We start from the raw sequence: 14,528 nt of genomic DNA, 5'->3' as shown, positions 1-14,528 counted from the left end.
AGACGGGTGCGACGGAGCCGAGCGTCGGCGAGGCGGAGTCGTGACGGCAACGGCGCGTAGCGTCGGGGACAGCGAGCGGGAACGGCCGAGGTACTCGATCGGCGAGGCGGCCGAACGGTCGGGTCTGAGCCGCGACACGTTGCGCTGGTACGAGCGGATCGGGTTGATGGATTACATCGGCCGCGACCACACGGGCAAGCGCCGGTTCAGCGATCGCGACCTGGAGTGGCTCGACCTGATCGGCAAGCTGCGCACGACCGGCATGTCGGTCGCCGACATGCTCCGCTACGCGGAGCTGGTGCGCGCCGGTGATTCCACCTTTCCCGAGCGGCTCGCGATGTTCCGTGAGACGCGCGCCGAAGTACTCGCCAAGATCGCCGAACTGCAACGGACCGTGGCCGTGCTGGACTACAAGATCGCCATCTACGAGGGCAAATCCGCCGTCCGGCCGGCCGCGAGCACCACGGACGACAGCGAAGGGATCAAGTCATGACCACCACCGGAACGCTCCCCACCACCGCGCTCGGCGCGAGCGGCATCGAGGTCGGGACGCAGGGCCTTGGCTGCATGGGCATGAGCGAGTTCTACGGCGCGTCCGACCTCACCGAGTCGCGGACCACCCTGGATCGGGCGCTGGAACTCGGTGTCACCCTGTTCGACACGGCCGATATCTACGGCTCCGGGCACAACGAGGAATTCCTCGCCGATTTCGTGCGGGCCAATCGCGATCGGGTGGTGCTCGCCACCAAGTTCGGCATCGTCCGCAAGGCCGACGACCCCACCTATCGCGGCATCGACAACTCCCCCGAGTACATCCGCGCCGCCGTCGACGCGAGCCTGCGCAGGCTCGGCATCGAGACCATCGACCTCTACTACATGCACCGCCGCGATGTGCGGGTGCCGATCGAGGATACGGTCGGCGTCCTCGCAGAGCTCGTCGCGGCGGGCAAGGTGCGCGCGCTCGGCCTCTCCGAGGTGACCGGCGCGGAACTGCGCGCGGCGCACGCGGTGCACCCGATCGCCGCGGTGCAGTCGGAGTGGTCGCTGTTCTCCAGGGACGTGGAGAACACCGCGGTACCCGCCGCGGCGGAACTCGGTGTCGCCTTCGTCCCGTATTCGCCGCTCGGCCGCGGCTTCCTCACCGGATCGTTCAAGGCGGGCGAATTGGCCGACACGAACGACTTCCGCAGGGCGATGCCGCGCTTCACCGGCGACAACGCGGCGCGCAACGCCGAACTGCTCACCCCGGTGCGCGCCGTCGCCGAGGCGCGCGGTGTCACGCCCGCGCAGGTCGCGCTGGCCTGGGTGCACAGCAGGGCGGCCGCGCACGGTCTGCCGGTGGTCCCGATTCCCGGCACCCGCAGCCGCAAGCGCCTTGCCGAGAACGTGGCCGCCGCGGCGCTCACCTTGTCCGCCGACGAGCTCGCGACGCTCGAGCCGATCGCGGCGCAGGTGGCCGGAAACCGTTACGCGGATATGTCTTTCACTTCCGCCGGACGGGAGTAGGACACGATCCTCGCCCGGTCGGGCAAAGGGCGTCGATCGATCACTTGAGGGTGACATGTCAACCAAATGTGGCTACGATTCGACACCATGAACCTCGACAACCGGGTGTGGGTCGACAAGCAAACACCCGTCGCCTACCGCGCCCTGCTCGCCACGGCGAAAGAGGTCAGGGCCGCGGCCGCGGCGGCCGGGCTCGACCGCAGGCTCGTCGAACTGGTCAACGTGCGAGTTTCCCAGCTCAACGGCTGCACGCACTGCCTGGATGTCCATCACCGGGCGGCGCTGCGGGCGGGCGCCACCGAGCAGGAGATCGCGGTGCTGCCCGGCTGGCGGCGCGGCGGACCGTACTCGGCGGTGGACCGTGCCGCGCTCGCCCTCGCCGAGGTCACGGCCATTCTGCCGGATGAAGCGACCCTCGAGCGTGAGTACGCTTTGGCACGAGAGCATTTGTCGGACGACCAGATGTCGGTAATCGTCTGGGTGGCCACCACGATCGGCGCGTTCAACCGCGTGTCGATCATGAGCAAGCACCCGGTTCGGGCGCACAAGGAGGAGGCAACCATGACCGATCTCGCGGAGACCAAGGTCGCGCGCAATGCGGAGCAGAACCGCTACGAGATCTACTACGGCGGCGAGCTCGCGGGCTTCACCGAGTACGTCGAACGCGGCAACGACAGCGACTTCGTGCACACCGAGATCGACAAGGCATTCGAGGGCAAGGGCCTCGGCAGCAAGCTCGCCAAGGAAGCGCTCGACGACGTGGTCGCGCGCGGCCGGACCATCACCGCGCACTGCCCGTTCATCAAGGCCTACATCGAGAAGCACCCCGAGTACGAAAAGCACATGACCGCCAAGAGCGGGCAGCAGTGAGCGATCTCGATCCGCATCCGGCGGAGTCGGTGTGCGAACCGGCGCCGGGCCCGGGTCCGGTGGCCGAGCTCTACCCCGCGCGCGAGGTGCCGCTCGGCGGCGTGCGCGGCGTTTTCGTGGAACGCGTGCTCCCGCAACGGGATCTGCTGACGGTCGGCGCGTGGTGTTTCCTCGATCATTTCGGCTCGCCGACGGTCACCAAGACCGATGCGCCACCCGACATCGAACCGCACCCGCACATCGGTCTGCAGACGGTGACCTGGCCGTTCGAGGGCCGCATCCGGCATCGGGACTCGGTGGGCTCCGATGTCGAGATCAATCCAGGTCAGCTGAACCTGATGACCTCCGGCCGCGGCATCGCGCATTCGGAGTACAGCGTCCCCGACGCCCCCGCGGGCCACGGCCTGCAGCTGTGGATCGCGCTGCCCGGCCATCGCACCGGCATCGACCCGCACTTCGAACAGCATCGGGACCTGCCGGTCTACGAGGCCGACGGCGTGCGCGCCATCGTGCTGATCGGCTCGTTCGCCGGCCTGACCTCGCCCGCCATCGCCTACACCCCGATCGTCGGCGCCGACGTTCGGATCGATCCCGGCGCCGAGATCACCGTTCCGCTCGACCCGGCCTTCGAGTACGCCCTGCTGGTGATCGAGGGCGAGGTGACCGCCGCCGACACGGAGGTCAAGCCGGGTCCGCTGTTCTACCTCGGTTCCGACCGCACGGAGCTGCGGCTCGTCAGCGGCACCGGTGCGCACTTCGCGCTGATCGGCGGCGAGCCGTTCGGCGAGGAACTGGTGATGTGGTGGAACTTCGTCGGGCGCAGTCACGACGAGATCGTGGCCGCGCGCGAGGACTGGGAGAACCGCCGGGTCGAGCGATTCGCCGACATCGCCGGTCACTCGCCCGAGCAGCGCATCCCCGCTCCGCCGATGCCCGCGTTGCACCTGAAGCCGCGCAAGCGGCGCGTCGGCGTGGATCGTTCCTGAATCACGTTTCGCCCCGGAGCTTTCCGGCCCCGGCCACAGTGGAGGCCGCCGCCGTAGCGGTCGGACTCGGCGGCTCGCGCGTGATCCCGGACGAGATCGCCCGGCATCGAACCCTTGGCCATCTGGTCGTCGACGTCGTAGCCACTGGTCTGCGCGGCTTCAACCGCTCGGCCAGCGCCCAGCAACATCGGCGGATTCGCCGGGCGGAGTCGACAGGCAGTTCGACCCCGCCCGCGGGCGATCCGGCTCAGGCCGACTTGGCGAGCAGTTCGTCCAGCTTCCGGTAGCTGGCGTTGAGCCCATCGGACATGCCCGACTGCAGCATGCCGTCGCGCTCTTCCGGCGTGTGGAACTGGCTGACGGTGACGACCTTGGTGCGGCCGTCGCCGAGATCGACGAATGTGGTGGCGTCGATGGAAACGTGCGCGGGCATGCCGTCCCACTCGAAGGACTGCACGATCCGCTCCTTCGGGGTGATCTCGCGGAACCGCCCCTCGAAGCCGTGCGAACCGTCCTCGGAGTTCTCCACGAAGCGGTAGTGGCCGCCCTCGCGGAATTCCCAGCGCTCCACGTCCATTCGATTGCCGCGCGCCCACCACTGGACCAGCTGCTCGATCCGACTGTAGGCGTCCCACACCCGGTCCAGCGGGGCGTCGAAGATCCGCTCGACGTGGATCTCCCGATCGACGGGAGTGGTGATGTCGGCGTCGCGGGTTGTCGTGCTCATTGGTCTGGCTCCGTTCGTTCGAGGAATTCACCGAGACGGTCCATCCGGGCTTCCACCATCCGCCGATAACCCTGCAGCCACGCCACTTCGCGGTCGAAGACGTTCTCGCCGAGTCGGCAATACCTGACCCGGCCCCGCTTCTCCGTGACGATCATGCCCGCGTCCTCCAGCAGCCGGATGTGCTTCTTGATGCCGGTCAGGGTCATCTCGAAACGCTCGGCCAGTTCGCTGACGGTCGCGGGCCCGTGGCCGAGGCGCTCGAGGATCCCACGCCGGGTGGGGTCCGCCAGCGCCCCGAACGAGGCGTCGAGGAAGTCATACTGAACCATCAGGTTCAGTATTGCGAGCCCATGGTCGCGAGTCAATACCCGCGCGCGAATCCGATCGGCGCCTCCGTGACCGCTGGGCCCGAAGTGGACAAGCCCGGCGAGGGTCGGGTAAAACTGAAACACGTTTCAATTGCCGCGACCCGGTGGGAGTTCGGATGGACAGCGCGACCATGGGCGACCTGGTGATGGCCGGGTTCCAGAAGCTGGGGTTCATCCAGTACGCCGGCATCGAGGGCGTCGAGTTCGACGCGGGACGCAATGTCGTCGCCATCGCCCCGCGCGCCGAACACCTCAACCACAACGGCGATCTGCACGCGGCCGTGCTGTTCGGCCTGGCCGAGACGGCCGCGATGGGCGCCGCCGTCTCGGGCATCGTGGACCTGATGGGCGAGACGTTCATCGTCGCCCGCGACGGCCGTATCGAGTATCTGGCGCGCGCCAAGGGCTCGGCGGGCCCCTTCCACGCCACCTCGGAATTCGACGCGGACACCCTCGAGCGCCTTCGCTCGGACATCGCGGGGCGCGTCGCGGTGGAGCTAGAGGTGCCGGTCGAGATCGCCGACGGCACCGGAAAGCCGGTTGCCGCAGCGACATTCACCGCCGTCATCCGGCCGAGAAGGAAGTAGGCGTACCTCCGCCTTCACTGCGGCCGTGCGCGGGCTGTCGACGGACCCCGTCCGGCCGCGTCGGCTAGGCGAAACCTTCGCCCTCGCTCCGGCCATGCGCAGGCTATCGACAGACTCCGCCCGGCCGCGTCGGCTAGGCGTACCTCCGCCTTCGCTCCGGCCGTGCGCGGGCTGTCGACAGACTCCGCCCGGCCGCATCGACCGGGCGTACCTCCACCGTCGCTCCGGCCATGCGCGGACTGTCGACGGACTCCGTCCGGCGTCGACCAGACGTACGCGGGTCATCGGGACGCAAGAGCTCACCCCTGCGCCCCGAGCGAAGCGTGGGTCAGGGCTGGCCGGTGAGGTACGCCTGAGCCGCGTCGATGGCAGGCTGACCGCCCGCCTGGTACAGCCCCGCGAACGCGCCGATCACGCCGCCGACGACGGTGGTGATCGGGACCGTGATGAAGTCGAGAACGAACAGTCCCAGCGGGAATCCGACAAGGAAGCCGATGCCCGCGCCGATGGCGGCACCCGCGAGGATCTGCGGCATGGCCTTCTCCGCCTCGGCGAAGAAGCGCTCCTGCGAACTGATCTCGCGCACCGGCGTTTCCGACATCGCGGCGGGCGCGAGGGTCAGTCGGGTGCCCGCCTCGTCCACGGTCGGGGTGAGATCGACGCGGTGACCCTCGATGTGCAGGGTCATCGGTAGGGCGGCGACGATCTGGCCTGCCCGGTCGGCGATGGTGACGATGCGGTCGTCGTTGACGAGGCCGAAGGCGCCTTCCTGCAGCGTGGTCACGGTAGAACGGCGGTCCTCGGCCACTGCGACGCGGTAGTCGATCTCGTGGAACGCGCCGCTGAGGTTCAGCGCCGCCGCGGCCGGTGCGGTCTGCGCGGGCGGGTCCGCGGGCTCGGCGTGCACGACGCCCGACGAGAGACCGGTGGCCGCCAGTGCCAGCAACGCCGTCGCGGTGATTCTGCTGATCCTCATCCTGTGCTTCCTGTCGCGCCGTCCGGTTCACATTGTCCGGTTTGTCCGCCGACAACTTACCGGCCGACGGGCGGCTTCAGAAGAGCGTCAAGGCAATTGGGTGTGATCTAACAACGCGGGCTCAGTCGCGCAGTTCCGCGCTGAGGCGCTGGAGGTAGCCGGCGAAGCGGCGGCGATCGTCGGCGGACCAGTCGGCGGTGAGCTCGGCGAAGACGTTCCGCTGCCAGTCGCGGGCATCGGCGAGCAGGCGTTCGCCGCGAGCCGTGAGGCGCAGCGCGGTGCGGCGGCGGTCGACTTCGGATTCCGATCGGGCTAGAAACCCCGCCGCGGTCGCGTCGCGCACCATGCGACTGGCGCCGGACTGATCGAGGCCGAGCTGGTGCGCGACGGCGGTGACGGTGGGTTCGCCGTCCCGCTCGGTCGCCGTCGCCACCGCCTCCACGACCTGGATGTGCTGCACGTTCCGCAGTTCCTCTGGCAGGCGCGCCGAGCTGCGGTTGATCCACCGCCGGGACCAGAACCGGACCACCTGGAACAGTGCGGGTCCGCCGTCGATCGCGGTGTCCGGGGTGGTGGTCCTGTTCATGAAATTCAGGGTAGTCGCACAGCGCCAGTTGCATGCGATACGCATGTAATATGCATGCGAATCGCATTCAACTTTGGAGGTTGCGGTGTCCATTGTTCTGAACCACACGATCGTCCGTGCCGCCGACAAAGCCGCAGCGGCTACGTTCTTCGCCGAACTCATGGGCTTGACGGTGGGCGCGCCGACCGGGCCCTTCCTGCCGGTGCGCCTCAGCGCCGATCTCACGTTCGATTTCGACGACCGCGGCGCGGTGACGCCGCAGCACTACGGTTTTCTGGTCGACGACGAGCGGTTCGACGCGGTGCTGTCGCGACTTCAGCGATGGCCCGACGTGCGGTACGGGTCCGGACCGGAGCGGGGCTGGGATCGCAGGATCAACCGGCTGGCAGGCGGTCGCGGGGTGTACGTGCTCGCCCCGGATGGACACAGTTACGAGCTGTTCACCGCGGTTCCGTAGGTGCGCGTCCCCGACCGTCGATGCCCGCGCAGGGCTTCACGGTTGAAGTGCCGACAGCCGCCACGCCGCATACGCGAATCGGAGGCCGCGCTTTTCGAAGAAGCGGCGGCGGTTCGTCTCGGCGAGCAGGCATCCAGCAGCCGGATTCCGCCCACCAACGCATGCAGACCGCCGCGCGACCAGCCCCCAGCGGCGCGCGCGAGTGGACCCCGTTCGGCCAACGCACGCAGATCTCCCCCGTTCACCGGACGAGCACTCACCCACCGGCGCGCAGTCGGATTTCGTTGACCAAGCTGAGCAGGGTATCCAGCGTCGCGGGTGGGCCCGTCAGCCTGGCGAAGGCAAGGGTGTCGACGGGGCCGCCGGTGTCGGCGGCGAAGGCGTACGTCATGGCGACTCGTACCCGAGGCTCACCGTCGATGTCGGCCGGGGATTCCGTGAACGCGGTCGCGTGATCTGTTGCGCGCCAACGTGGTTCCGGTCCGATGAGTTCGGTACGGAAACCGGTCTGCTCCGTGTCGCGGCAAGGTGCGCGGCAGGACTGCACGCCGATCCAGCCGCCCGCTCGACTCCCGCCGCGCTCGTCGGCGCAGGTCCACACCACATCGGCCCGCAATCGCTTGCTGCCGCCGATGCAGCCCCAGGTCTCCGGAACGTCGAAGTCGAACGGCATCCCGCGCAGACCGCGCATCGGCGTCAGCCGCACACCGGGCCCGTACGTCGGCCCGACCACCGGACCGGGCACACCGTCGCGCACCAACAGCACCGCCGGCCGCCGCGGCACCTCCCTCGGCAACGCGGCGGGCATCCCCTGCGGCGGCGGCCCGATCACCGACGTCGCGGGCCCGGAGCCGGGCTGCTCCTCCCGCCGCTCCACCTCCCACACCGCGGCCGCCCCCACGCACAACGCCACCGACACAACCAAACTCACCAGCGCCCCCGCCGCCCGAGCCCGCCCACGCACGACCCCCCGCCGCAACGAACCCCACCCCAACGCACTGCCGCCCACGAACGCGCCCCCTTACGCACACTCAGCCGTCCGGGCCGCCCCGACACCGAACCAGCGCCAAGCCGTGCCACATCTTAACTGCGCCACCGTCTTTCAGTCGCAACATCGAAAATCACACACCACCGATACATGCCCCGCAGACCCACCCCAGGATCCGTATAAGCGTAGTTATAAGAAGTATAGTTATAAGCATGGCCACAGTGCGGAAGCCCGAGAGGGTGTTCGATCGCGACCGCGAGTGGGAGGGGTTGCTACGCTTCGCCACCTCGCCCAGCTCGGACGTGCGATTGGGCATCGTCAGCGGTCGTCGACGGCAGGGCAAGACCTTCCTGCTCGACGCGCTCTCCGAGGTCGTCGGCGGCTTCTTCTTCACAGCGACCGAGGCGACCGAGATCGAGGCCTTGGAGCGCTTCGGTCGGGCCGTCGCGCGATACGCGGGTGGGGGGCGCTACGTCTTCCGCAATTGGGAAGAAGCGCTCGAGCGGTTGTTCGCTGTCGTCGGCGACAACCTGATCGTCATCGACGAGTTTCCGTATCTGACCAAAGCCACGCCCTCGCTGCCTTCGTTACTCCAGTGGGCCCTTGACCCGCGCGGCCCCGCCCGGGTCGCTGGTTCACGGATCCTGTTGTGCGGGTCGGCGATGTCGGTGATGGGCGGCCTGCTGTCCGGCAGTGCACCCCTGCGCGGACGAGCGAGTTTGGAGTTGGTCGTCAAACCGCTCGGCTATCGACAGGCGGCCGCCTTTTGGGGAATCGAGGACCCTCGACTAGCCGTACTTGTCCATTCGATCGTTGGGGGCACTCCGGCCTACCGTCGCGACTTCGTGGCCGGAGATGCACCCGAATCGCTCGAGGATTTCGATTCGTGGGTTTTGCGTACGGTTCTGAACCCGCAGGTTCCGCTGTTCCGTGAGGCTCGCTATCTCCTCGCCGAGGAAACCGAGATCCGCGATGTGGCTTTGTATCACGCGGTACTGGCTGCCATAGCCACCGGAAATACGACGCGCGGCGGCATCGCAGGCGCGATCGGCCGCAGCTCCACCGACATGGCGCATCCGCTTTCGGTATTGGAAGACTCCCAACTGATCGTTCGCGAGGCCGACCCCTTTCAGAAAGGCAAACCGGTCTTCCGAATCGCCGAGCCACTGATCGTGTTCTACGAAGCGATCATGCGACGTCACTGGACGCCCTTGGAACGAGGCAATCAGGCTGCGGCATGGCGAAGTTCGCAGGCCACCTTCCTTTCCCAGGTCGTCGCACCTCATTTCGAAACGATATGCCGGGATTGGGCAATGTCGGTTGGTCCCGAGGTCTTCGGTGAATTGCCGGGACAAGTCGCCGGCGCGGTGGTCAAGGACCCGGATCGACGAAGCCAGATCCAGATCGACGTCGCGGTCCTCGCGCCCGAAGAGCCCGGACGCCGCCGCCGCATTCTGTCGCTCGGCGAGGTGAAATGGGACCGCACGATGACGACGGGACATCTGGACCGCCTCATCCGTGCACGAGAGCTGCTTTCCGGCAAGGGATACGACGTATCCGACACGGTCCTCGCGTGCTACAGCGGCGCGGGTTTCGATGAAGCCCTGCGCACCTCCACGGAGAAGCCGCTCCTGATCGACCTCGAAACTCTCTATGCACAAGCGTGATTCGCGAGGATCAGGGCAGCACGTTCAGATAATCCAGCCCAGCCGTTCTGACTCCACGGAAGTGCTGGTCAGCAGTAGCGATGTCGTGCACGCCTAGCCGCTCGGCCACCGCAATCAGAGACGCGTCGGCAGCGCCAAGGGGAAAGTCGGCGAATTGCTTCATCAAGTCGATGATCCGCGGAGTGTCGTCAGGGTTGAACTCTTCCCGAAAAACGCCATTGCTGACCGCGTCCATGAACTGGATCTCGGCGTGAGCGCCTGCGTACTTCTGGAGGAGATAAGTCACCTCGGCTACCACGTACGGGGTCACGAGGAAGTCGTCCGTGCGGCTGTTCAGGAATGCACGCATCTCTGCGTGGCGCCGGTCCTTGCGGTTCATCACCGCGACCAGGACGTTCGCGTCGATGATCAGCGTCACGGTGCCTCGAACAGTTCGGCATCCATCCGTTCGCTGAGGTCTTCCGGTCCATCGAATGACGGCAGCGCGGCCAAACGATCCGACGCACCACCCTTGACCAGGCGCAGCAGGACGGCGCGCGCCTCAGGAGCAGACTCGGGCGGCAGCTGTTCGATCAGCCGATGCAGCTCCGGGTAGTGGTCGTACGCCACGCTCATGCGCCCAAGGATACCCTCCACGCAGGTCGGCGTGATCTCGAAGCCGCGGCAGCGAACTCCGCGACCGGAGCATCGTCCGAAACGCGAACGGCCCCCGCTCCGGGAAGGAGCGGGGGCCGAAGGCTTATCGGCGTCTACCGATTACCGGTAGTCGCTGAAACCGTAGTCGTCCAGCGGGACCGCGGCACCGGTGGTGGTGCCGAAGCTGTCCGGGCTGTAGTAGGTGTCGTCGTAGGACGGCACCGCGTACGCCGCGGCACGAGCCTCTTCGGTCGGCTGCACCTGGATGTTGCGGTAGCGGTTGATGCCGGTACCGGCCGGGATCAGCTTGCCGATGATCACGTTCTCCTTGAGGCCGATGAGCTTGTCGGAGCGGCAGTTGATCGCCGCGTCCGTCAGGACTCGGGTGGTCTCCTGGAAGGACGCCGCCGACAGCCACGAGTCGGTGGCCAGCGACGCCTTGGTGATACCCATCAGCACCGGGCGACCCGAGGCGGGCTCGCCGCCCTCGGAGACCACGCGACGGTTGGAGGACTCGAACTCGGAACGCTCGGTGAGCGAACCGGGCAGGAACTCCGTGGCGCCGGAATCGATGATCGTCACGCGACGCAGCATCTGGCGCACGATGACCTCGATGTGCTTGTCGTGGATCGACACACCCTGCGAGCGGTAGACCTCCTGGACCTCGTGGACCAGGTGGATCTGCACCTGACGGGGGCCCATCACGCGCAGCACCTCGTGCGGATCCGCCGCGCCTTCCAGCAGCTGCTGGCCGACCTCGACGTGGTCACCGTCGGAGAGCAGACGCTCGGTGCCGTCGTCGTGCTTGAACACGCGCAGACGCTGACGCTTCGAGAGCTTGTCGTAGACAACCTCTTCACCACCGTCGTCCGGGATGATGGTGATCTTGTAGAAGCGGTCGTCGTCCTCGAGCCGCACGCGACCCGAGACCTCGGCGATCGGCGCCTTGCCCTTCGGCACGCGAGCCTCGAAGAGCTCCTGAACACGCGGCAGACCACCGGTGATGTCGTCGCCGGCGACACCACCCTGGTGGAACGTACGCATGGTCAGCTGGGTACCGGGCTCACCGATGGACTGCGCGGCGACGATGCCGACGGCCTCGCCGATGTCGACCAGCTTGCCGGTCGCCATCGAGCGGCCGTAGCAGGTCGCGCAGACGCCGGTGCCGGTGGTGCAGGTCAGCACGGAGCGGACCTTCACCTCGGTGATACCCGCGTCGAGCAGCGCCTCGATGGCCGGGTCGCCCAGGTCGGCGCCCTTGTTCACCACGACGTTGCCGGACGCGTCCAGCGCGTCGGCGGCGAGCGTGCGAGCGTACGCGGAGGTCTCCACGTGCGCGTCGCGGATGATGGTGCCGTCGAGCTGCTTCTCGGCGATCGGCACGACGATGCCGCGCTCGGTGCCACAGTCGTGCTCGCGCACGATGACGTCCTGCGAGACGTCCACCAGACGACGGGTCAGGTAACCCGAGTCAGCGGTACGAAGCGCGGTGTCGGCCAGACCCTTACGAGCGCCGTGGGTGTTGATGAAGTACTCCAGAACCGTCAGACCCTCACGGAAGGAGGACTTGATCGGCCGCGGGATGAACTCACCCTTCGGGTTCGTCACCAGGCCCTTCATACCGGCGAGGGTACGGGTCTGGGTGAAGTTACCCGTCGCGCCCGAGTCGACGATCGTGATGATCGGGTTGTCGGCCGGGTAGTGCGCGCGCAGCGCCTTACCGACCTCTTCGGTCGCCTCCTGCCAGATCTTGACCAGGGCGTTGTTGCGCTCCTGGTGATCGAGCGCACCACGCTGGTACTTCTTCTCGATCTGATCCGACTGCGCCTCGTAGCGCTCCATGATCTCGGCCTTCTCCGGCGGAACGAGAACGTCCGACATGGAGACGGTGACACCGGAACGCGTGGCCCAGTAGAAGCCCGCGTCCTTGAGCTTGTCGACGGTCTGCGCGACCACGATCATCGGGTAGCGCTCGGCGAGATCGTTGATGATCGTCGCCTGCCGCTTCTTCGGCATCTGCTCGTTGATGAACGGGTAGTCCGCGGGCAGCAGCTCGTTGAACAGCACCCGGCCCAGCGTGGTCTCGGTGGTCCACGCGTCGCCGCGCTGCCAGCCCTCCGGGAACAGCTCCGCCTCGACGTCCTTCGGCGGACGCTGGGTGGTGAGCCGCACCTTGATCAGGGAGCGCACGGTCAGCTCGCCGCGGTCGACCGCCATCTGCGCCTCGGCGGGCGAGGAGTACACGCCGAACTCCGGCGCGCCGTTCGACGCGGGCTTGTACTCGCCCTTGGCGCCGTCGACCTGACGGGTCAGGTAGTACAGGCCGGTCACCATGTCGAGACGCGGCATGGCGAGCGGACGACCCGACGCGGGCGACAGGATGTTGTTCGAGGACAGCATCAGGATGCGGGCCTCGGCCTGCGCCTCCGCCGACAGCGGCAGGTGCACGGCCATCTGGTCACCGTCGAAGTCGGCGTTGAACGCCTCACAGACCAGCGGGTGCAGCTGGATGGCCTTGCCTTCCACCAGCTGCGGCTCGAAGGCCTGGATGCCGAGGCGGTGCAGGGTGGGCGCACGGTTCAGCAGCACGGGGTGTTCGGCGATGACCTCTTCGAGGACGTCCCACACCTGCGGCCGCTGCCGCTCAACCATCCGCTTGGCGGACTTGATGTTCTGCGCGTGGTTCAAATCGACAAGGCGCTTCATCACGAACGGCTTGAACAGCTCCAGCGCCATCAGCTTCGGCAGACCGCACTGGTGCAGCTTCAGCTGCGGACCGACGACGATGACCGAACGGCCCGAGTAGTCGACGCGCTTACCGAGCAGGTTCTGCCGGAAGCGGCCCTGCTTGCCCTTGAGCAGATCGGACAGCGACTTGAGCGGACGGTTGCCCGGTCCGGTGACCGGACGGCCGCGGCGGCCGTTGTCGAACAGGGCGTCGACGGACTCCTGCAGCATCCGCTTCTCGTTGTTGACGATGATCTCGGGCGCGCCGAGGTCGATCAGTCGCTTGAGGCGGTTGTTGCGGTTGATCACGCGGCGGTACAGGTCGTTCAGGTCGGAGGTGGCGAAGCGGCCACCGTCGAGCTGAACCATCGGGCGCAGCTCCGGCGGGATCACCGGAACGGCGTCGAGCACCATGCCCATCGGCGAGTTGCCGTTGGCCTGGAAGGCCGCGACGACCTTGAGCCGCTTGAGCGCGCGCAGCTTCTTCTGGCCCTTGCCGGTGCGAATGGTCTCGCGCAGGTTCTCGGCCTCGGCCTCGATGTCGAAGTTCTCCATCAGCTTCTGGATGGACTCCGCACCCATGGCGCCGGTGAAGTACTCGCCGTAGCGGTCGGTCAGCTCGCGGTAGAGCACCTCGTCCACGATCAGCTGCTTGGGGGCCAGCTTGGTGAAGGTGTTCCAGATCTCCTCGAGCCGGTCCAGCTCGCGCTGGGCACGGTCGCGGAGCTGGCGCATCTCGCGCTCGCCGCCGTCCTTGACCTTGCGGCGCACGTCGGACTTGGCGCCCTCCGCCTCCAACTCGGCCAGGTCGGCTTCCAGCTTCTGCGCGCGGGCCTCGAGGTCGGCGTCGCGCTGATCGGCGACGGCCTTCTTCTCGACCTCCATCTCGGCTTCGAGCGTGGAGAGCTCGTTGTGACGCAGCTCCTCGTCGACGCCGACGATGACGTACGCGGCGAAGTAGATGATCTTTTCCAGATCCTTCGGCGCCAGGTCCAGCAGGTAGCCGAGGCGCGACGGCACGCCCTTGAAGTACCAGATGTGGGTGACCGGCGCGGCCAGCTCGATGTGGCCCATCCGCTCACGGCGCACCTTGGCGCGGGTGACCTCGACGCCACAGCGCTCACAGATGATGCCCTTGAAGCGGACACGCTTGTACTTACCGCAGTAGCACTCCCAGTCCCTGGTGGGACCGAAGATCTTCTCGCAGAAGAGGCCGTCCTTCTCCGGCTTCAGCGTGCGGTAGTTGATGGTCTCCGGCTTCTTCACCTCGCCGTAGGACCACTGGCGGATGTCTTCGGCGGTGGCAAGGCCGATCCGGAGTTCATCGAAGAAGTTGACGTCTAGCACGTAACTTCCTTTCCCCTGTGCGGGTCGAATTCGAGCAAAAGTTCACTAGTTGGTTGTTCGCGATGGGCGCGGACGTCGTCGGTGACCGAATACATCCGCG

15 protein-coding genes and 1 pseudogene are annotated in these 14,528 nt (G+C 67.2%); 8 read left to right on the top strand and 8 right to left on the bottom strand.

What is annotated here, in order from left to right; translation table 11 throughout:
* The 5 genes and pseudogenes from NAM01S_RS29520 to NAM01S_RS29505 all read left to right on the top strand — a co-directional run.
* Nucleotides 1–493 (top strand): MerR family transcriptional regulator (locus NAM01S_RS29520; protein WP_444980104.1); only part of this gene is annotated, 493 nt, incomplete at its 5' end.
* A complete protein-coding gene (locus NAM01S_RS29515; RefSeq protein ID WP_067791477.1) occupies nt 490–1,506 on the top strand; it encodes an aldo/keto reductase in 1,017 nt (338 codons plus the stop codon). The genes NAM01S_RS29520 and NAM01S_RS29515, both read left to right, overlap by 4 nt.
* Before the next feature lie 87 nt (nt 1,507–1,593).
* Nucleotides 1,594–2,046 (top strand): annotated as a pseudogene (locus tag NAM01S_RS37105) (carboxymuconolactone decarboxylase family protein); the annotation flags it as partial.
* A complete protein-coding gene (locus NAM01S_RS37100) occupies nt 2,026–2,376 on the top strand; it encodes a GNAT family N-acetyltransferase (protein WP_307188708.1) in 351 nt (116 codons plus the stop codon). The pseudogene NAM01S_RS37105 and the gene NAM01S_RS37100, both read left to right, overlap by 21 nt.
* Entirely contained in the window at nt 2,373–3,362 is a 990-nt protein-coding gene (locus NAM01S_RS29505; protein ID WP_067791475.1) for a pirin family protein, read from the top strand. The genes NAM01S_RS37100 and NAM01S_RS29505 overlap by 4 nt, the downstream gene beginning before the upstream one ends.
* 247 nt (nt 3,363–3,609) lie before the next feature.
* Here the strand turns inward: NAM01S_RS29505 and NAM01S_RS29500 are convergent, their stop codons facing one another.
* Complete coding sequence (locus tag NAM01S_RS29500) at nt 3,610–4,089, bottom strand: SRPBCC family protein (protein ID WP_067791473.1); 480 nt, start codon at nt 4,087–4,089, stop codon at nt 3,610–3,612.
* Nucleotides 4,086–4,418, bottom strand: a complete 333-nt coding sequence (locus NAM01S_RS29495; protein WP_067791494.1) for an ArsR/SmtB family transcription factor — start codon at nt 4,416–4,418, stop codon at nt 4,086–4,088. The genes NAM01S_RS29500 and NAM01S_RS29495 overlap by 4 nt, the downstream gene beginning before the upstream one ends.
* A 155-nt stretch (nt 4,419–4,573) precedes the next feature.
* On the opposite strand from NAM01S_RS29495, the gene NAM01S_RS29490 reads away from it, so the two are divergent.
* A complete protein-coding gene (locus NAM01S_RS29490; RefSeq protein ID WP_067791471.1) occupies nt 4,574–5,044 on the top strand; it encodes a PaaI family thioesterase in 471 nt (156 codons plus the stop codon).
* 328 nt (nt 5,045–5,372) lie between these two features.
* Here NAM01S_RS29490 and NAM01S_RS29485 read toward each other — a convergent pair whose 3' ends face one another.
* Entirely contained in the window at nt 5,373–6,020 is a 648-nt protein-coding gene (locus NAM01S_RS29485) for a DUF8020 domain-containing protein (RefSeq protein ID WP_067791469.1), read from the bottom strand.
* A 121-nt stretch (nt 6,021–6,141) separates the two neighbouring features.
* Nucleotides 6,142–6,606, bottom strand: coding sequence for a MarR family winged helix-turn-helix transcriptional regulator (locus tag NAM01S_RS29480; RefSeq protein ID WP_067791467.1), 465 nt, complete (start codon nt 6,604–6,606; stop codon nt 6,142–6,144).
* Nucleotides 6,607–6,691: 85 nt separating this feature from the next.
* Between NAM01S_RS29480 and NAM01S_RS29475 the strand changes: the two genes are divergently transcribed.
* Nucleotides 6,692–7,063 carry a glyoxalase/bleomycin resistance/extradiol dioxygenase family protein gene (locus NAM01S_RS29475; RefSeq protein WP_067791465.1) on the top strand — a complete coding sequence of 124 codons (372 nt, stop codon included), beginning with the start codon at nt 6,692–6,694 and terminating at the stop codon, nt 7,061–7,063.
* Nucleotides 7,064–7,319: 256 nt separating this feature from the next.
* Here the strand turns inward: NAM01S_RS29475 and NAM01S_RS29470 are convergent, their stop codons facing one another.
* A complete protein-coding gene (locus tag NAM01S_RS29470) occupies nt 7,320–7,994 on the bottom strand; it encodes a hypothetical protein (protein ID WP_157107968.1) in 675 nt (224 codons plus the stop codon).
* A 269-nt stretch (nt 7,995–8,263) separates the two neighbouring features.
* Between NAM01S_RS29470 and NAM01S_RS29465 the strand changes: the two genes are divergently transcribed.
* Nucleotides 8,264–9,718 (top strand): AAA family ATPase, encoded by a 1,455-nt coding sequence (locus NAM01S_RS29465; protein ID WP_084483411.1) that lies wholly within the window; start codon nt 8,264–8,266, stop codon nt 9,716–9,718.
* 10 nt (nt 9,719–9,728) lie between these two features.
* Here NAM01S_RS29465 and NAM01S_RS29460 read toward each other — a convergent pair whose 3' ends face one another.
* From NAM01S_RS29460 to NAM01S_RS29450, 3 genes are all read right to left on the bottom strand, one after another.
* Nucleotides 9,729–10,136: a type II toxin-antitoxin system VapC family toxin gene (locus NAM01S_RS29460; protein ID WP_084483410.1), complete on the bottom strand. Its 408-nt coding sequence runs from the start codon at nt 10,134–10,136 to the stop codon at nt 9,729–9,731.
* The gene (locus NAM01S_RS29455; RefSeq protein WP_067791461.1) at nt 10,133–10,333 is read right to left on the bottom strand and encodes a hypothetical protein; all 201 of its coding nucleotides are present in this window, start codon (nt 10,331–10,333) and stop codon (nt 10,133–10,135) included. The genes NAM01S_RS29460 and NAM01S_RS29455 overlap by 4 nt, the downstream gene beginning before the upstream one ends.
* Before the next feature lie 141 nt (nt 10,334–10,474).
* Complete coding sequence (locus NAM01S_RS29450; protein ID WP_067791459.1) at nt 10,475–14,428, bottom strand: DNA-directed RNA polymerase subunit beta'; 3,954 nt, start codon at nt 14,426–14,428, stop codon at nt 10,475–10,477.
* Nucleotides 14,429–14,528 lie beyond the last annotated feature (100 nt).

The sequence above is a fragment of the Nocardia amikacinitolerans NBRC 108937 genome (assembly GCF_001612615.1).
In the GTDB taxonomy this organism is placed as follows: Bacteria; Actinomycetota; Actinomycetes; order Mycobacteriales; family Mycobacteriaceae; genus Nocardia; species Nocardia amikacinitolerans.
Note: the sequence above shows the minus strand (reverse complement) of the source record. Positions and strands in the feature narration are given on the sequence as shown.